11 protein-coding genes are annotated in these 13,691 nt (G+C 72.0%); 5 read left to right on the forward strand and 6 right to left on the reverse strand.

Going from position 1 to position 13,691, the window contains the following annotated elements; all coding sequences use genetic code 11:
* Nucleotides 1-14: 14 nt before the first annotated feature.
* On the reverse strand, nt 15-428 hold the full coding sequence (locus AB0J80_RS12925) for a roadblock/LC7 domain-containing protein (protein WP_364704216.1): 414 nt from the start codon (nt 426-428) through the stop codon (nt 15-17).
* Nucleotides 425-3,433, reverse strand: a complete 3,009-nt coding sequence (locus AB0J80_RS12930) for a nitrate- and nitrite sensing domain-containing protein (RefSeq protein WP_364704481.1) — start codon at nt 3,431-3,433, stop codon at nt 425-427. Before AB0J80_RS12930 ends, AB0J80_RS12925 begins: the two co-directional genes overlap by 4 nt.
* Nucleotides 3,434-4,086: 653 nt before the next feature.
* Between AB0J80_RS12930 and AB0J80_RS12935 the strand changes: the two genes are divergently transcribed.
* Nucleotides 4,087-5,196, forward strand: coding sequence for an ABC transporter substrate-binding protein (locus tag AB0J80_RS12935; RefSeq protein WP_364704218.1), 1,110 nt, complete (start codon nt 4,087-4,089; stop codon nt 5,194-5,196).
* A 41-nt stretch (nt 5,197-5,237) separates the two neighbouring features.
* On the opposite strand, the gene AB0J80_RS12940 is transcribed toward AB0J80_RS12935, so the two are convergent.
* Together AB0J80_RS12940 and AB0J80_RS12945 are read right to left on the reverse strand one after the other, a co-directional pair.
* Nucleotides 5,238-6,062 (reverse strand): ABC transporter permease, encoded by an 825-nt coding sequence (locus tag AB0J80_RS12940; protein WP_364704221.1) that lies wholly within the window; start codon nt 6,060-6,062, stop codon nt 5,238-5,240.
* A gap of 59 nt (nt 6,063-6,121) precedes the next feature.
* Nucleotides 6,122-7,165, reverse strand: a complete 1,044-nt coding sequence (locus AB0J80_RS12945) for an ABC transporter substrate-binding protein (RefSeq protein ID WP_364704224.1) — start codon at nt 7,163-7,165, stop codon at nt 6,122-6,124.
* A gap of 218 nt (nt 7,166-7,383) precedes the next feature.
* Between AB0J80_RS12945 and AB0J80_RS12950 the strand changes: the two genes are divergently transcribed.
* The 4 genes from AB0J80_RS12950 (at nt 7,384) to AB0J80_RS12965 (ending at nt 11,200) form a co-directional block, all read left to right on the forward strand.
* The gene (locus AB0J80_RS12950; protein ID WP_364704227.1) at nt 7,384-8,133 is read left to right on the forward strand and encodes an ABC transporter ATP-binding protein; all 750 of its coding nucleotides are present in this window, start codon (nt 7,384-7,386) and stop codon (nt 8,131-8,133) included.
* An 8-nt stretch (nt 8,134-8,141) separates the two neighbouring features.
* Nucleotides 8,142-9,083 carry an LLM class F420-dependent oxidoreductase gene (locus tag AB0J80_RS12955; protein WP_364704230.1) on the forward strand — a complete coding sequence of 314 codons (942 nt, stop codon included), beginning with the start codon at nt 8,142-8,144 and terminating at the stop codon, nt 9,081-9,083.
* Nucleotides 9,080-9,382 carry a cupin gene (locus AB0J80_RS12960; RefSeq protein WP_364704232.1) on the forward strand — a complete coding sequence of 101 codons (303 nt, stop codon included), beginning with the start codon at nt 9,080-9,082 and terminating at the stop codon, nt 9,380-9,382. The genes AB0J80_RS12955 and AB0J80_RS12960 overlap by 4 nt, the downstream gene beginning before the upstream one ends.
* A gap of 75 nt (nt 9,383-9,457) precedes the next feature.
* The gene (locus AB0J80_RS12965) at nt 9,458-11,200 is read left to right on the forward strand and encodes a hypothetical protein (protein WP_364704235.1); all 1,743 of its coding nucleotides are present in this window, start codon (nt 9,458-9,460) and stop codon (nt 11,198-11,200) included.
* Nucleotides 11,201-11,204: 4 nt separating this feature from the next.
* Here AB0J80_RS12965 and AB0J80_RS12970 read toward each other — a convergent pair whose 3' ends face one another.
* Both AB0J80_RS12970 and AB0J80_RS12975 read right to left on the reverse strand, forming a co-directional pair.
* Entirely contained in the window at nt 11,205-11,663 is a 459-nt protein-coding gene (locus AB0J80_RS12970; protein WP_364704238.1) for a DUF4259 domain-containing protein, read from the reverse strand.
* Between the two features lie 27 nt (nt 11,664-11,690).
* Entirely contained in the window at nt 11,691-13,607 is a 1,917-nt protein-coding gene (locus tag AB0J80_RS12975; RefSeq protein WP_364704483.1) for a cellulase family glycosylhydrolase, read from the reverse strand.
* Between the last annotated feature and the right edge of the window lie 84 nt (nt 13,608-13,691).

The raw sequence follows: 13,691 nt of genomic DNA on the forward strand, positions 1-13,691 counted from the left end.
GCTGGGGGACGGTGCTAGACCTGGCCGGCGACGGCCTCGCGCGGCGCCGGCACCAGGGCGGCACCGACCCGCTCGACGAGCAGCGCCATCTCGTAGCCGACCTGCCCGACGTCGCAGCTGCGGGCCGCCAGGACGGCCATCGACGATCCGTCGCTGATGGACATCAGAAACAGGTAGCCGCTGTCCATCTCGATGATCGTCTGCTGCACCTGGCCGGCGTTGAACATCCGCGACGCGCCGTCGGTCAGGCTGACCACGCCGGAGGTGATCGCCGCGAGCTGGTCGGCGCGGTCCGCCGGCAGGTCCCTCGACGAGGCCAGCAGCAGGCCGTCGGCGGAGACCGCGACGACGTGCGCGATGCCGGCCACGCTGTCGGCGAAGTTGCTGAGCAGCCAGCCCATGTCCTGCATGGTGGGGGGCCTGGTCACTGTCCGTTCTCCTTCGGGGCAGGGGCGTCCTCGGCAGCTTCCTCGCTGCCGGCCGTACGCCCTCGTTGCACGCCACGGTGGTACGCGGAGAGGAGCCCGCGGACCTCGTCGGGGCTGCGCCGTTTCTGGTTGCGAGGAGCTGTCTGCACGCCGCCGGGCACCAGCTGCGCCTGGGGCTTGCGCTTCGGCAACCCGGAGCGGGTCGTGTCGGTCACGGTGGGTTCCGCCGCCGCCATGGCCCGTTGCCATCCCTCGTCGGCGGCGGTACGCCAGGCGTCCTCGGCCGACCTGCGGGGGCGCGGCACGGACTGGCTGCCGCCGTCCGGCTCCGGCGCGGGTGCGGCCGAGACCGGCGCGGCCGACGCGGGCGCGGACGAAGTCGCCGCGGCCGAAGCCGGCGCGGCGGGAACCACGGCGGGTGAGACCGGAGCGGATGCCGCCACAGCGGGTGAGACCGGCGCGGCCGGGGCCGGCTGGTTCGGCGGTGGCGCGTAGCCCGCGGTCGGCATGCCCCACTCCTCGATCGGCCCGTCGTGACCCTTGAACCAGCTCTGCTGCATCTGCAGGAAGATCGGCGCCGCCTCCGGCCGTTCCTCCGGCCGCGCCGGTGCCGGAGGAGGCGGTGGGGGTGGCATCGCCGCAAGCGCGGCACCCCATCCGTTCGCGCCGGGCGCGGCTCCGGACGTCGGCGTCAGCGGCTGGGCGGCCGGCGAGACCGGCTGCATGGTCGGGTACGCGGCGGTGACCGGCTCGGGATCCACGGGCTGGGCCACCCGGGTGGGCAGCGGCGGCCGCTCGTCGGCCCCGCGCTTGGGCAGCGTGGGCCGGTTCGGCGTCGGGAAGCCGTCCCCGGCGCCGGGGCGCTGCGAGGGCTGCAGCGGCAACTGGGGGTGGCTCGGCGCCTCCGGCGGCGGCGCCGGCGGTGCGGAGATCGTCGGCAGGCCGGAGACGGACCGGGGGTAGCCCTCCTCGGACCGCGGCTGCCACGGCTCCGGGGCGATCGCGGGCAGGGTCGCCGTCGCCGCGCTGCCACGTCCCAGCGGCATGGGGTCGTTCCACCCGGCCGGGGCGGAGTCGAGCTGGCGGTTGCCGCGCGACGGCGGGTCCAGCGGCCGGTTGTTCGGCAGCACCACGATGGTGTTCGGCAGGATCACCTGGGCGACCGTGCCGCCCTCCATGTTGGCCCGCAGCTCGACGCGGATGCCGTACCGGTTGGCGAGGCGGCTGACGACGGCAAGGCCCATGAGCCGGAAGGCGGCCACGTCGACGTCGGGCGTCTCGGCGAGGCGCCGGTTCAGGCTGTCCATCTGTTCCTCGGACATGCCGAGACCGCGGTCCTCGACCTGGATCACGACGTAGTCGCGGATCCGCCGCCCGTCGGCGACCACCACGGTGTTGGGCGGCGAGAACCGGGTGGCGTTGTCCAGCAGCTCGGCGACCAGCCGGACCACGTCGTTGACGGCGACCGCGGCGATGGAGACGTCGGTGTCCACCGTACCGAACTCGATGCGGTTGTAGAGCTCGACCTCGGACTGCGCGGCGCGCAACGCGTCGACCACCAGCGCGTCCTCGCGGCGCGGGGCGCTGGAGTCGGCGCCGGCCAGCACCAGCAGGTTCTCGTCGTTGCGGCGCATCCGGGTCGCGAGGTGGTCCAGCTCGAAGAGCTGCGCGAGCCGCTTCGGGTCCTCCTCGCCGCGCTCGATCTGGTCCAGCTCGCCGATCATGCGGTCGACCAGGCTCTGCGAGCGGCGCGCGAGGTTGAGGAACATGGCCGAGACGCTCGTGCGCAGCGCGGCCTGCTCGGCCGCGATCCGCACCGCTTCCCGGTGGACCACGTTGAAGGCCTGGGCCACCTGGCCGACCTCGTCGCGGTTGTGCAGCCGGATGGGGTCGCGCACCTGCCGGACGATGTCCTCGGCGCCGCCGTCGCCGAGGTTGCGGGCGTCGCGCAGCCGGGCGACCGCCTCGGGCAGGTCGCGGTTGGCCACGGCGAGGGCACCCTCGCGCAGCCGGCGCAGGGAGGAGTTGAGCGAGCGGGCCAGCACGACGGCCAGGGCGACGGCGAGGAGCAGCGTGAGCAGCACCAGGCCGGCTTCCATCGCCGCCTGCCGGGTCACCGAGTCGCTCTCGTCGGCCGCCTGCTGCAGAGCCTGCTGCTCGAGCCGCTGCTCGGCCCAGCGCATGAGGTCGACGACGGACCCCATCGACTGGGTGATGGCCTGGGCCGCGACAGCGTCGCCGCGGACGAGCTGCGTGGCGGTCTGGTCGGCGAGGTTCACCGCGTCGCCGGTGACCGTACGGTCGACCAGCGCCTGCTGCTCGGGGGTGGCGACCAGGGCGAAGCCCTCGAGCGCCTCCTGCTGGCTGGTCTGCGTGGCGGTGAAGACGGAGAGCTGCTCGTCGCTGACGTCGCCGGCGACGCGGGCCGCGTAGGCGACCGCCTCCTGCTCACCGGTGCCGGCCTTGGCGCGGGCGAACGCCGAGACGGCCCGGAGGCTGTCGGCGACCTTGCCCTCGCCCGCGTACTGGCTGAGGACCTCGCCGTAGCCCACCAGGTCGGTGATGACGACGCCGTAGCGCAGCACCGCCTCGGAGACGGCGATCTCGTCGCGGTCGGTGATCTTCTTGCGGGTCGCGTCCATCGTGCGCAGGTGGTCGTCGATCCGGCTGAGCCGGTCCTGCACGGCGGCGGGCGGCTCGTCGAGCGCGCGGCGGTCGGCGTTGTACTTCTGGATGCGACGGTCGCTCTCGGCGATGACGGCGTTGTAACCGTCCGGCTTCGCGCCCTGCGTCGCCAGATACTCGGCCGCGGCGATGCGTTCCTTGTGGAGCCACTGGGTCAGCTCGGAGACGTCGGTCGAGAGCCGCGTCAGATCTTCCACCTGGCCGGCGTCGAGGGCCCGGCCGCCGACGTCGACGAGGCGTACGGTCGCCAGCGCGAGAACCGCCAGCAGTGGCACGAAGAGGATCAGGGCGAGCTTGGAACGGATGCGGGCGTCGCGCAGACGCGGGAACCGCCCGCGCCGCTCGCGGGTTCCGGCACCGCCGTCCCGTACGCCGTTGTCGCCGCCGTCAGCAGGATCGACGGCGGAGCGCGCGGGGTAGGTCGTAGCCTGGGTCGAAGATCCGGTGCTCACGACATCTCCTCGCTGATCATCCCCGCTTCTCTTCGCCCGCCGGCGTTGCTGTTGCCCGGGTCCGCCGGGACCCGCGGCAGGACTCGTGTCGCACGCGGCACGGCCGCGATTTCATCAGAGTCGGCAACCGTTTGGGAAGTGCGGAACCTCCCGGAAACACCGTTCACGCCGGCCCGGCAAATACTGAGGAGGGTCGACAGTAAACAGTGAGTAGGCGTTGACGTGCGCGAATGTAACCGTAGCAACGCATTGTGTCGACGCAGTGACGCTCGTCCATCAAGATTCCAACCACTATGTGGGAAACACGTCCCGCTCGCCATGCCGCGTACGGCTTGACCAGCAACCTTCACGTTGGCAAGGTTTGGCGCGTTTGGACGGACGGGCTGTCCGTGTTCGTGCGGTCTACTCCGGACAACGTTGCGTCTGCGGGACACAGCACGTCCCGTCTCCGCCCTCGAGGAGGCACCCCAGTGAGGCTCCCCCGTCGTCTGACGGCGTCCGTCGCCGCATCGGCGCTCGTCATGACCGCTCTCGCGGGCTGCGACTCGGACCAAGAACCCGGCGACAAGACCGACATCGTGATCGGCGCCGATCTCGCCTCGGGCTCGGCGATCGACGCGGCGTACGCCCGCGCGCTGCAGCTCCGCGTCGAACAGGTCAACGCATCCGGCCGGCTCGGCGACAAGAGACTCGTCCTGCGCATCCAGGACAACCGGTCCGACGCCACGTCGGCGCTGCGCAACATCAGCACGCTCGCCGACGACCCCCACGTCGCCGCGATCATCGCCGGCGGCTGCAACGAGTGCGTGGTCGGCGCCGCCAAGACCATCAACGACAAGCGGGTGCCGACCATCGCCCTGGCAGCGGCCGAGGAGGTCAGCACCCCGGTCGAGAGCCGCCGCTACCTGTTCAAGCTTGGTCCGAACGCGAACGACAGCGCGGCCGCCCTCGTGGCCGAGCTCGTGCGCACGAAGACCAAGACGGTGGCGCTGCTCTACTCCGACGACCTGTACGGCAAGGGCGGCCGCAGCAAGATGGCCAAGCAGCTGGCCGCCGCCGGCATCACGGTCACCAACCAGCTGGCGGTCAAGCCGACCGCCACCGACGTCACCCAGACCGTCGGGACGCTGACCGACACCGAGCCGGACGCCCTGGTGGTGTGGACCGGGCCCGACCAGGCGACGCTCGCGGCCACCAGCGCCAAGGTCGCGCAGTACAAGGGCCGGGTGTACTTCGACGCCGCCGCCGCGGGCGACCTCTTCCTGCCCCAGGAGGCCGCCGCGGCCACGAACAACACGACCATGGTGTTCACCCAGATCCTCGCGATCGACGACGTGATCGCGACGACCCCGGCCAAGGCGGCCCGGAAGCAGTGGTTCCGCGACTACACCTCGCGGTACGGCAGCTACTCCGGCGTCGCCTCGTTCGCCGGGGACGCGGTGAACCTGGTCGCCGACGCCGTGGTCCAGGCGGGCGGCGACCGCAGGAGGATCCGGGACATCCTGGAGACCTCGCAGACCGACGGCCTGTCCGGGCCGATCCGCCTCACCCCGGACAACCACTCGGGGCTCATGCCGCAGGCGCTGACCCTGCTGGTCGCCCGCAGCGGCCGCTGGCGGCTGCTGAGCTGACCGCCGTTGAAAAGGGCGCCGGTCCGCGGACCGGCGCCCTTTCAGCGTGCGGAAGTCGTCGCGCGCACCCACGGCAGGGCGAGCCGCTCGACCAGCACCAGCAGGTAATACAGCACGATGCTGACCAGCGCGAGCAGCGCGATGGCCGCGAACGCCGTCGGGGTGTCCCCCTGGCCACTGGTCTGCACGATGACCATGCCCAGTCCCGTGTTGCCGTACTGCATCTCGCCGACGACCACACCGATCACCGCGAGCGGCATCGCGACCTTGAGACCGACGAACATCTGCGGAAGCGCGGCGGGCAGCCGGACCCGCAGGAACGTCTGCGCGCGCGACGCGTCCATGGACCGCGCCAGCTCCGCCAGATCGGCCGGGGTGCTGGTGAGCCCGGTCGCGGTGGAGAGCACGATCGGGAAGAAGCAGACCATGAACGCCATGGCCAGGATGGGCGTGCGGCCGTAGCCGAACCAGATCAGCATCAGCGGCGCGAGCGCCACCTTGGGCACCGCGTTGAAGGCGACCAGCAGCGGCGAGAACATCCGCTCGACGGGCCGCCAGGCGGCGATCGCCAGACCGATCAGCACCCCGACGGCCAGCGACAGGGCGAAGCCCAGAACCGTCGAGACGGTGGTGTGCCAGGTCTCGGCGAGCAGCAGGTCGCGGTAACGCTGGAACCCGTCGACGACTTCCGGCGGCGCCGGCAGCACCACCGTGTTGATGGTGAAGACGACGGTGACGAGCCACCAGATCGCGACGGCCACGGCCAGGCCGACGATCGGCCAGACCACGGCGGAAACGGTACGGCGGGGAGCCGGCCCGGAAGCGGACGGCGCCGCAGGGGCGGGGGCGGTCGCCAGGTCAGTCATCTCTCATCCCCTCCGCCAGTCGCGGGGCACCCGGCAGGCACCCCGCGACACGGGCCGGATCAGGCGTTGGGCACCAGGTCGAAGGTGATGACCTGCTCGGGCGTGAGCCCGGCGGGGATCTGCCCGGACCCCTGCAGGATCGCGATGCTGCGCGCGACGCGCTGGCTGTCCAGGGCGCCGACCGGAACGCCGGACGCCTCCGAGCGCACGAACGGGCCCATCAGGGTCAGCTCGGCCGCGGCCGACTTGGGATCGGCGGTGGCCACGTACTTCTTGATGATCGTGCCGGCCTCGTCCGGGTTGGTGATCGAGTCCTGCAGGCCCTTGAGCAGCGCCTGCGTGAACTTCTTGACCTTCTCCGGGTTGTCCTTGGCGTACTTGCTGGAGGTGATCAGCACGTTGCCGTACAGGTCCTGCAGGTAGTCGCTGTACGGCAGCAGGACCGCGGACTTCTTGGCGATGCCCTCGATCGTGGGCTTGCCGACCACGAACTGCCCGATGCCGTCCACTCTGTGCTGCGCCAGGGTGCCGAACAGCGTCTGCGGGTTGCCGTTCTCGAACTTGACCTTCGTGGCGTCCACGTTGGCCAGCTTCGCGTACGTGGGGAAGAGGTTGCGCACGACGGAGCCGGGGGTGTCCGCGAGGGTCTTGCCCTCGAGGTCCTTGGGCGAGTTGATCCCGTAGCCGTCCAACGACATGATCGCCGCCATCGTGCGCTGCTGGATCGCAGCCACCGCGGTGAATCCGCTGATCTTCGGCGCCCCGCCGGCACCGCCCGCCGCCAGCAGGCCACCGGTGAGGTCGATGGGGGTGAACTGTGCCTGACCGCCGACGATGGACTTGACGTTCTCACCGCTGCCGGCGCCCGGTTTGATGTCGACGTCGAAGCCGGCGTCCTTGAAGTAGCCCTTCTCCTTGGCCACGTATGCGTATCCGTCACGGCCGAAGTTGCCGAACGACGTCAGGTAGGTGACCTTCTCCAGCGTCTGCGTGCCGCCGGGCGCGCCCTTGTCGTCCGCGTCGTCGCTGCAACCGGCTGCGGCGGCGAGCGTCGTGGCCAGCGCGGCAGCCACGAGCGTGCGGGTGAATGTCCTTCTGTGCACGGTGTTCCTTCCAACCGAGGGGGGACCGGCGGACGGCGGAGGGTGCCGTGACGCCGAGTGGTGGTGTAGTGAACTCGCCGCATCAGGGTATGGGAAGTCCTAACGATCATCGATGACAGGTCGGTCTCGAAGGCCCTTGTGGACAAGCTGCTCATGACTGTCCCGGATGGCGCTACAGTGTCTGCGCATTCACCGCATTCCATCGGAAGCGCAGGCAGATGATCCATCTCACCGGGGTCTCCCGGACGTTCACCGGGCGTTCCGGCACCGTGGAGGCCCTGAGCGACATCGATCTCGACGTGGCCGAGGGCGAGTTCGTCGCCGTGCTCGGCCGCTCGGGCTGCGGGAAATCCACTCTGCTGCGCCTGGTCGCCGGCCTCCTGCCGGCCACCGCAGGGGACGTGCGCGTGTCCGGCGACCGGGTGACGAAGCCCCGCCGCGACATCGCGATGATGTTCCAGAAGCCGGCCCTGCTGCCGTGGCGCTCGGTGCTCGACAACGTGCTCCTGCCGGTGCAGATCTTCGGCTGGCGCAAGGCCGCCCACCGTGAGCGCGCCCACGAGCTGCTGACCATGACCGGGCTCGCCGGCTTCGAGAAACGACTGCCCCACGAGCTCTCCGGCGGCATGCAGCAGCGCGTCGCACTCTGCCGTTCGCTGATCGCGAATCCGCGCGTGATGCTCATGGACGAGCCGTTCTCCGCGCTCGACGCGCTCACCCGCGAGGAGCTCTCGGGCGAGCTGCAACGCGTGCACATGGAGCTCAACACGACCATCGTCTTCGTCACCCACTCGATCGACGAGGCGGTCCTGCTGGCCGACCGCGTCGTCGTGCTCAGCCCGCGCCCGGGCCGCATCCGCGAGATCCTCGACATCAAGATCCCGCGGCCCCGCACGCTGGGCCGCGGCGCCCACCTCGAGGAAGTGGCCCGGTGCAGCGCCGAGCTGCACGAACTGCTGATGGCTTAGGACAACCGATGCGCGTCTGCCTTTTCGTCGAGCCGCACCGCGGCGCCACCTACGAGGACCAGCTCACCCTCGCCCGGCACGCCGAGGAAGCCGGGTTCGAGGGCTTCTTCCGGGCCGACCACTACCAGTCGATGGGCGCGGACCCGGGACTGCCCGGCCCCACCGACGCCTGGCTGACCCTGGCCGGGCTGGCCCGCGAGACCTCCCGCCTGCGGCTCGGCACGCTGGTCAACTCCGCCACGTTCCGGCTGCCCGGACCGCTGGCGATCATGGTGGCGCAGGCCGACGCCATGAGCGGCGGGCGGATCGAGCTCGGCATGGGTGCGGGCTGGCTCGAGCGCGAGCACACGTCGTACGGCATCCCCTTCCCGCCACTGGGCGAGCGCTTCGACCGGCTGGCCGAGCAACTGGCGATCATCACCGGGCTGTGGGCCACCCCGGACGGCGAGCGCTACTCCTTCGACGGCAAGCACTACCGGCTGCTCGACGCGCCCGCCCTGCCCAAGCCGGTGCAGCGGCCCGGTCCCCCGGTGATCGTGGGCGGCCGGGGCCCGCGACGCACCCCGGAGCTCGCCGCCCGCTTCGCGGACGAGTTCAACATGCCGTTCAAGACGGTGGCGGAGACGGCTGCGGCCTTCGATCGGGTACGCCGCGCCTGCGACACGTACGACCGCCCCGCGGACCGCCCCCTGAGGCTGTCGGCGGGTGTCGTGGTGGCGCTGGGGCGTACGGACGAGGAGGCGCACCGCCGGGCCGCGCCGCTGCACGTGCCGAGCGCCCTGCCGCCGGAGGACCCGGTGGTCGGCTCGCCGGACGCGCTGGTCCAGCGCATCGGTGAGCTCGCGGAGATCGGCGCCACCCGCGTCCATCTGCGGGTCATCGACATGGCCGACCTCGACCACGTCGACCTGATCGCCGATCGGGTCCTGCCGCAACTGGGAGCGCTGTGACCGAGCAGGTGCTGGGCGCCGTCGGGCAGGAGATCCTGCTCGAGAACGACAAGGTCCGGATCTGGCACATCTCTCTGCGACCGGGCGAGACGCAGCCGCTGCACCACCACGACCTGCCGTACGTCGTGGTCGCCGTGCAGGGCGCCAAGAACGTGATCCACACGGCCGCCGGGGAACGGATCGAGGTCGAGGAGGAGACCGGCGGCATCGTCTTCCGCGAGCCCGGCCAGACTCACATGCTGACCAACGACGGTGACACTGTGTATATCGGCCGGATCATCGAACTCAAGGTCGCCTAAGCGCGATTTTGGGCAACCTTAAGAAGCCTCCTCCTGACTGGCGGGCGGCCCGGACCTTTCCGTAACGTGCCCGCCATGGCATTTCGGACCTGGGCGAAGCTGTTGTCCGCCACCCTCGGCGTGGGTGTCCTCGCGGGCGCGAGCCAGCTCGGCCTGGCGTACGGGCTGGGCATCGTGCGCCTCACCCGGGTCCTCGACGTGACCACGCGTGATCAATGGACGGCGCAGCTGGCGTGGGTCGCCTGGTTCCCGATGACCGCCGCGGTGGTCGGCGCCCTCGCGAGCACCGGCTTTCTGCGCCGCTGGGCCCCGGAGGTCCGCGGCGGCACCGGCACCGAGCTCGCCCTGGCGTTCGCGGCGGCGATCGGCGCGGCCGTGGTCGTACCGCTGACCATGCAGCCGGCCCGGACGGCGCAGATCGCCGGGGTCAACCCGGTCGTCGTCATCGCGATCTGCTCCGGGCTGGGCGCGCTGGTCGGCGTCTTCGCCGCGTGGGCCGCGCTCGCCCAGGCGGTGGCCCGCTGGAGCCTGGTGACGCTGGGCGCGGCGATCTGGGCCCTGGCACTCGTCTCGGTGTCACCGTCCCTGGCCCCCGGCGACCCGCTCCCCGCCGTACGGCTGGGGGTCTTCGACGCGGGCTTCCTGTCGCCCGCGGTGACCCAGCGGACGGCCCTGGCCACGATGCCGGCGCTGGCGCTGCTGGCCGGCGCCGCCCTGGGCTGGGCGGCGCGGCGCCGCGAGCTGCCGACGCTGACGATCGCGCTGGCCGGCCTGCCCGGCCCGGCCCTCCTGACGATCTCGTACCTGATCGCGGGCCCCGGCGCGGGCGCGGACCGCTACCAGGTGGTCCCGTACTGGGCGGCGATGACGGCCACCGGCGCCGGCGTCCTGGGGTCGGTCCTGGCCGCGGTGCTGCGGCGCGGAGCCGAACCGGCCGACGACGGCGACGGCGACGGCGACGACCGCGAAACACCGACCGAGAACCGGCCGCCGCTGCCGAAGCGCACCGAGCACGCCGAGTCGGCCGTCGCGGCGGCCGCTCCCGCCGCCCCCACCGCGACGGATCCGCCGCTGCGCGCGTCGGACACCGCGGTCTTCGAGGCACCCGGCGGCCGGCGGCCCAGCGCCGCGGACGCGTTCACCGGCCGCACCGGCGAGTTCTCCACGAGCCGCCCCGAGCCGCCGCAGGGTGTCGCGCTCGGCGAGTACGCCCAGCCCGAACCGGCACCGTTCGACGCGTTCGGCGGAGCCGGTCAGGCGCCGAAGCCGTACGTTCCGGAGCCGGCCACCCGCCCGCTGCCACCGGAAGCGGTCCAGCCGCCGGCCACCCGCCCGCTGGCGCCGGAAGCGGTCCAGCCGCCCGCCGGCCGCCCGCTGCCGCCGGAAGCAGCGCAGGCGCCGGCCGCGGAATCGCCCCGGTCGGTCGCCGGCCGGCTCGGCCGGAGCCTGCGCCCGACCGCCCGGGGTCGGGTCAGCGGCACGCCGGCCACGAAACCGACCGCCGTCGGTCGCGCAAACGGCACGCCGACCCCGGAAGCGACGGGCCGTGGTCGCGCGAAAGCACCGGAACGCACGACCCGTGGCCGCGCGAGCGGACCCCTCACCCCCGAGCCGACCGCGGTCAGCCCGCCGCTGCCGCAACCGGAGCCCGTCACGCCCCCGCTGCCGCTCACCCCGGCCCCGCGCCCCGCCGAGACGCCGCCGCAGGCCACCCCCAAGGACCAGGCGTCCGGCGGTGGACGCGGCCGCAACAAGTTCGGTCTGCGGCGGCGCAAGGACGAGGACTACGTCGACTGGGTCAGCGAGCTCGGCAGATAGGACGTCACCTTGTGCCGTGGCCGGCGGCAGCTCGCCGGCTGATCGCCCGCTCGAGCGTGGCACGGATGGATTGCACCGAGGCGAGCGCCTGTGGATACGCCTCCCCGGCCTCCTGCCACAGCGCTCGCCACTCCGAGTCGTCCCCGACGATGCGGTCCAGGGCTCGAACCGCGATTGCGGGAACGTCGTCGGCAACGTCGACTCGACCGCCCTCCAGCACGAAGTGGGGCGCGTAGGCGCTGTCGATCGCCGTCCCGCCCGGCAGCTGTGAGGCGACGATCGCCGCGGCCGCGATGGCCTCGACCGCATCGTCGCTGTCGAGATAGTCGGCGCCGTGCTCCGCGACCCGGCTCAGCGCATCGCGGATCGATGCCGCCCGTTGCTCCGGGGCGGCGTCGTCGAGGTCACCGCACCAGTCGGCGGCGGTGTCATTGTCGAACGGCCCGACGTCCCAGGTACCCATGCTCGCTCTCCGCTCGCCTCGGTCCGATCAAGGGGTCGCGGGTTGCACGTTAGCGCGGGGCAGGTACGTGCAGTACAGAGCGTCGGGAGTCCGCGCCGAGCCGAGCCTGCCGGTGTAAGCGATGCCGGCCGCGTACTCGGCGTCGCCGCACTGCCCCTTGTAGTGGCCGTCGGCGAAGTCACCCCCGGGTTCGCCGGCCGGCCGGTTGTCGCTCCGGTCGAACCACACCGTCCGGCCGTCACCGGTCAGTGCGGCGGTGGACACCGCACACAGCCCGCTCGACACTGCAGCGCCGCGGACGGCGTACCCGATGAGGAAGGACCTCGGCGGGCATTGCAGCTTGGTGTAGCCCCGGGCCCAGTCGGTCGAGACATACCGCTCGTCGGTGACGACCACGTGGTCCCCCGAGGCCGACCACAGGTCACCGGCTGTCGTGTCCGTGCAGAGGCCGCGGTTGCCGGTGTGGCTCAGGCCGATGAGGCGTTGCCCGTCCGGGCAGGCGGCTTTGCGGGCGCCCGGGTCCCAGTCCGGCCGGTCCCGCATCCGCAGGGAGGCGACGAAGTCACCGTGGTCGGGGCTCAGCATGGACCATCGCGGCGCGGGTTCGACGTATCCGCTGCGCCCGGTGGAGGTGACCAGCCTGGTCCAGGCCTCGGCCCGCCAGTCGGCGCCGTCGTACGGCCCGGAGCGCCGGCCGGCTCGGTCCCAGAAGAGCAGCGCCCAGCCGTTGACGTCTCGGTTCTCCGCCGAGCCCACGACCGGCCAGTAGGCGAAGTCGGCGTCCGCCGCGATCAGGTAGTCGGTGAACGCCGCGAACCACGTCCGCTGTTTCGTGTCCGGCGCGGCGTTGCCGTCCACCCCGAACTCGCTGATCCACACCGGCGCGGTGAAGTGCCGGCCGGTTTCGGCGCCTACGAAGAAGGCGTCCCGCTGGAGGACGTCGCCCAGCTGCGCAACGCTCAGGTCGCGATAGCGGGGGTCGCTGGTCTCGCCGATGCCGGTCGCGCCGCTGTGGTTCGGGCCGGTGTAGTCGTAGAAATGCGCCGAGTAGACGAGCTTTCCGGATCTCACCAGCGTGTGGGAGAGCGAGCGTACGGGCCGCAGCGTCGGCCGCCCGTGCGGGAACCCGTCCACCGGGATGCCGGTCCAGTTGATTCCCTCGACGATGATCAGCAGGTCCGGGTTGGCCTCGCGCAGGATGCGGTCGCCGAGTCGCTGGGAGGCGGCGAACCAGTCGTGGTCGTCGCCCAGCCCCCAGTTGGGGTCGTCCCAGACCGAGCGGCGTACCTCGTTGTAGAGGTCCGCTCCCACCACCCTGGGGTTGTCACGGTAACGGCGGACGACCGACAGCCAGTTCTCCTCCCACGTACGGGCGCTCTGCGAGGTGTTCCACCGCTCGTTGCCGTCGACGCCGCAGCACCAGCGGGTCGTCGTGGTGTGGTTGTTGAGGATCACCGCCAGGCCGGCGCCCGTCAGGGCGGCGACCACCTGGTCGTAGACCTGCAGCGGTGTCATGCCCCGCAGCCGCGGGTTGGCCGCCACGGCCGCGTCGGTGACGGGCCGGGCGTCGGTCAGCATCTCGTCGGAGAAGGGCAGCCGCACGCTGTTCAGGCCGATCGAGCGGAAACCGCCGACGATATCGTCCAGGGGTGCCCGGTCGAGCCCGAGCGGGATCCGCCCCGAGTTCTCGCCCGCGTGATGGTTGGCGTCGTCGGCGGGGTCGCCGGACCCGGTCCACGTGCCGCTGGCCCCGTGCCAGTTGCCGGAGCGCAGCTTGAACCGCCGGCCCTGGGCGTCCACGATGTAGCGCCCCCGGGTGCTCAACGGCGCGGTCCAGCCGGCCTCGGCCGGGTCCGCCGGGTCCGCCGAATCCGCCGGGTGTGGCACGGGCACGGGCAGGATCAGAGCGGCGACGAGCGCGGCAGCGATGAGCAAGGCGATCACCATTCCCCTCGGCGTCAGCCTCCATTCAAGACCGCAACGGTCGTTAACGCATAGCCGAACACCGATGGAATCAGGTCTCGGAGC

Source organism: Actinoplanes sp. NPDC049548 (genome assembly GCF_040676695.1).
Lineage (GTDB): Bacteria > Actinomycetota > Actinomycetes > Mycobacteriales > Micromonosporaceae > Actinoplanes.

Bases quoted from the DNA above. Each gene is read 5' to 3' on its own strand.
- AB0J80_RS12935 (WP_364704218.1), top strand. From the start codon at position 4,087: ATGACCGCTCTCGCGGGCTGCGACTCGGACCAAGAACCCGGCGACAAG.
- AB0J80_RS12940 (WP_364704221.1), bottom strand. From the start codon at position 6,062: ATGACTGACCTGGCGACCGCCCCCGCCCCTGCGGCGCCGTCCGCTTCC.
- AB0J80_RS12950 (WP_364704227.1), top strand. From the start codon at position 7,384: ATGATCCATCTCACCGGGGTCTCCCGGACGTTCACCGGGCGTTCCGGC.
- AB0J80_RS12955 (WP_364704230.1), top strand. From the start codon at position 8,142: ATGCGCGTCTGCCTTTTCGTCGAGCCGCACCGCGGCGCCACCTACGAG.
- AB0J80_RS12965 (WP_364704235.1), top strand. From the start codon at position 9,458: ATGGCATTTCGGACCTGGGCGAAGCTGTTGTCCGCCACCCTCGGCGTG.
- AB0J80_RS12970 (WP_364704238.1), bottom strand. From the start codon at position 11,663: ATGGGTACCTGGGACGTCGGGCCGTTCGACAATGACACCGCCGCCGAC.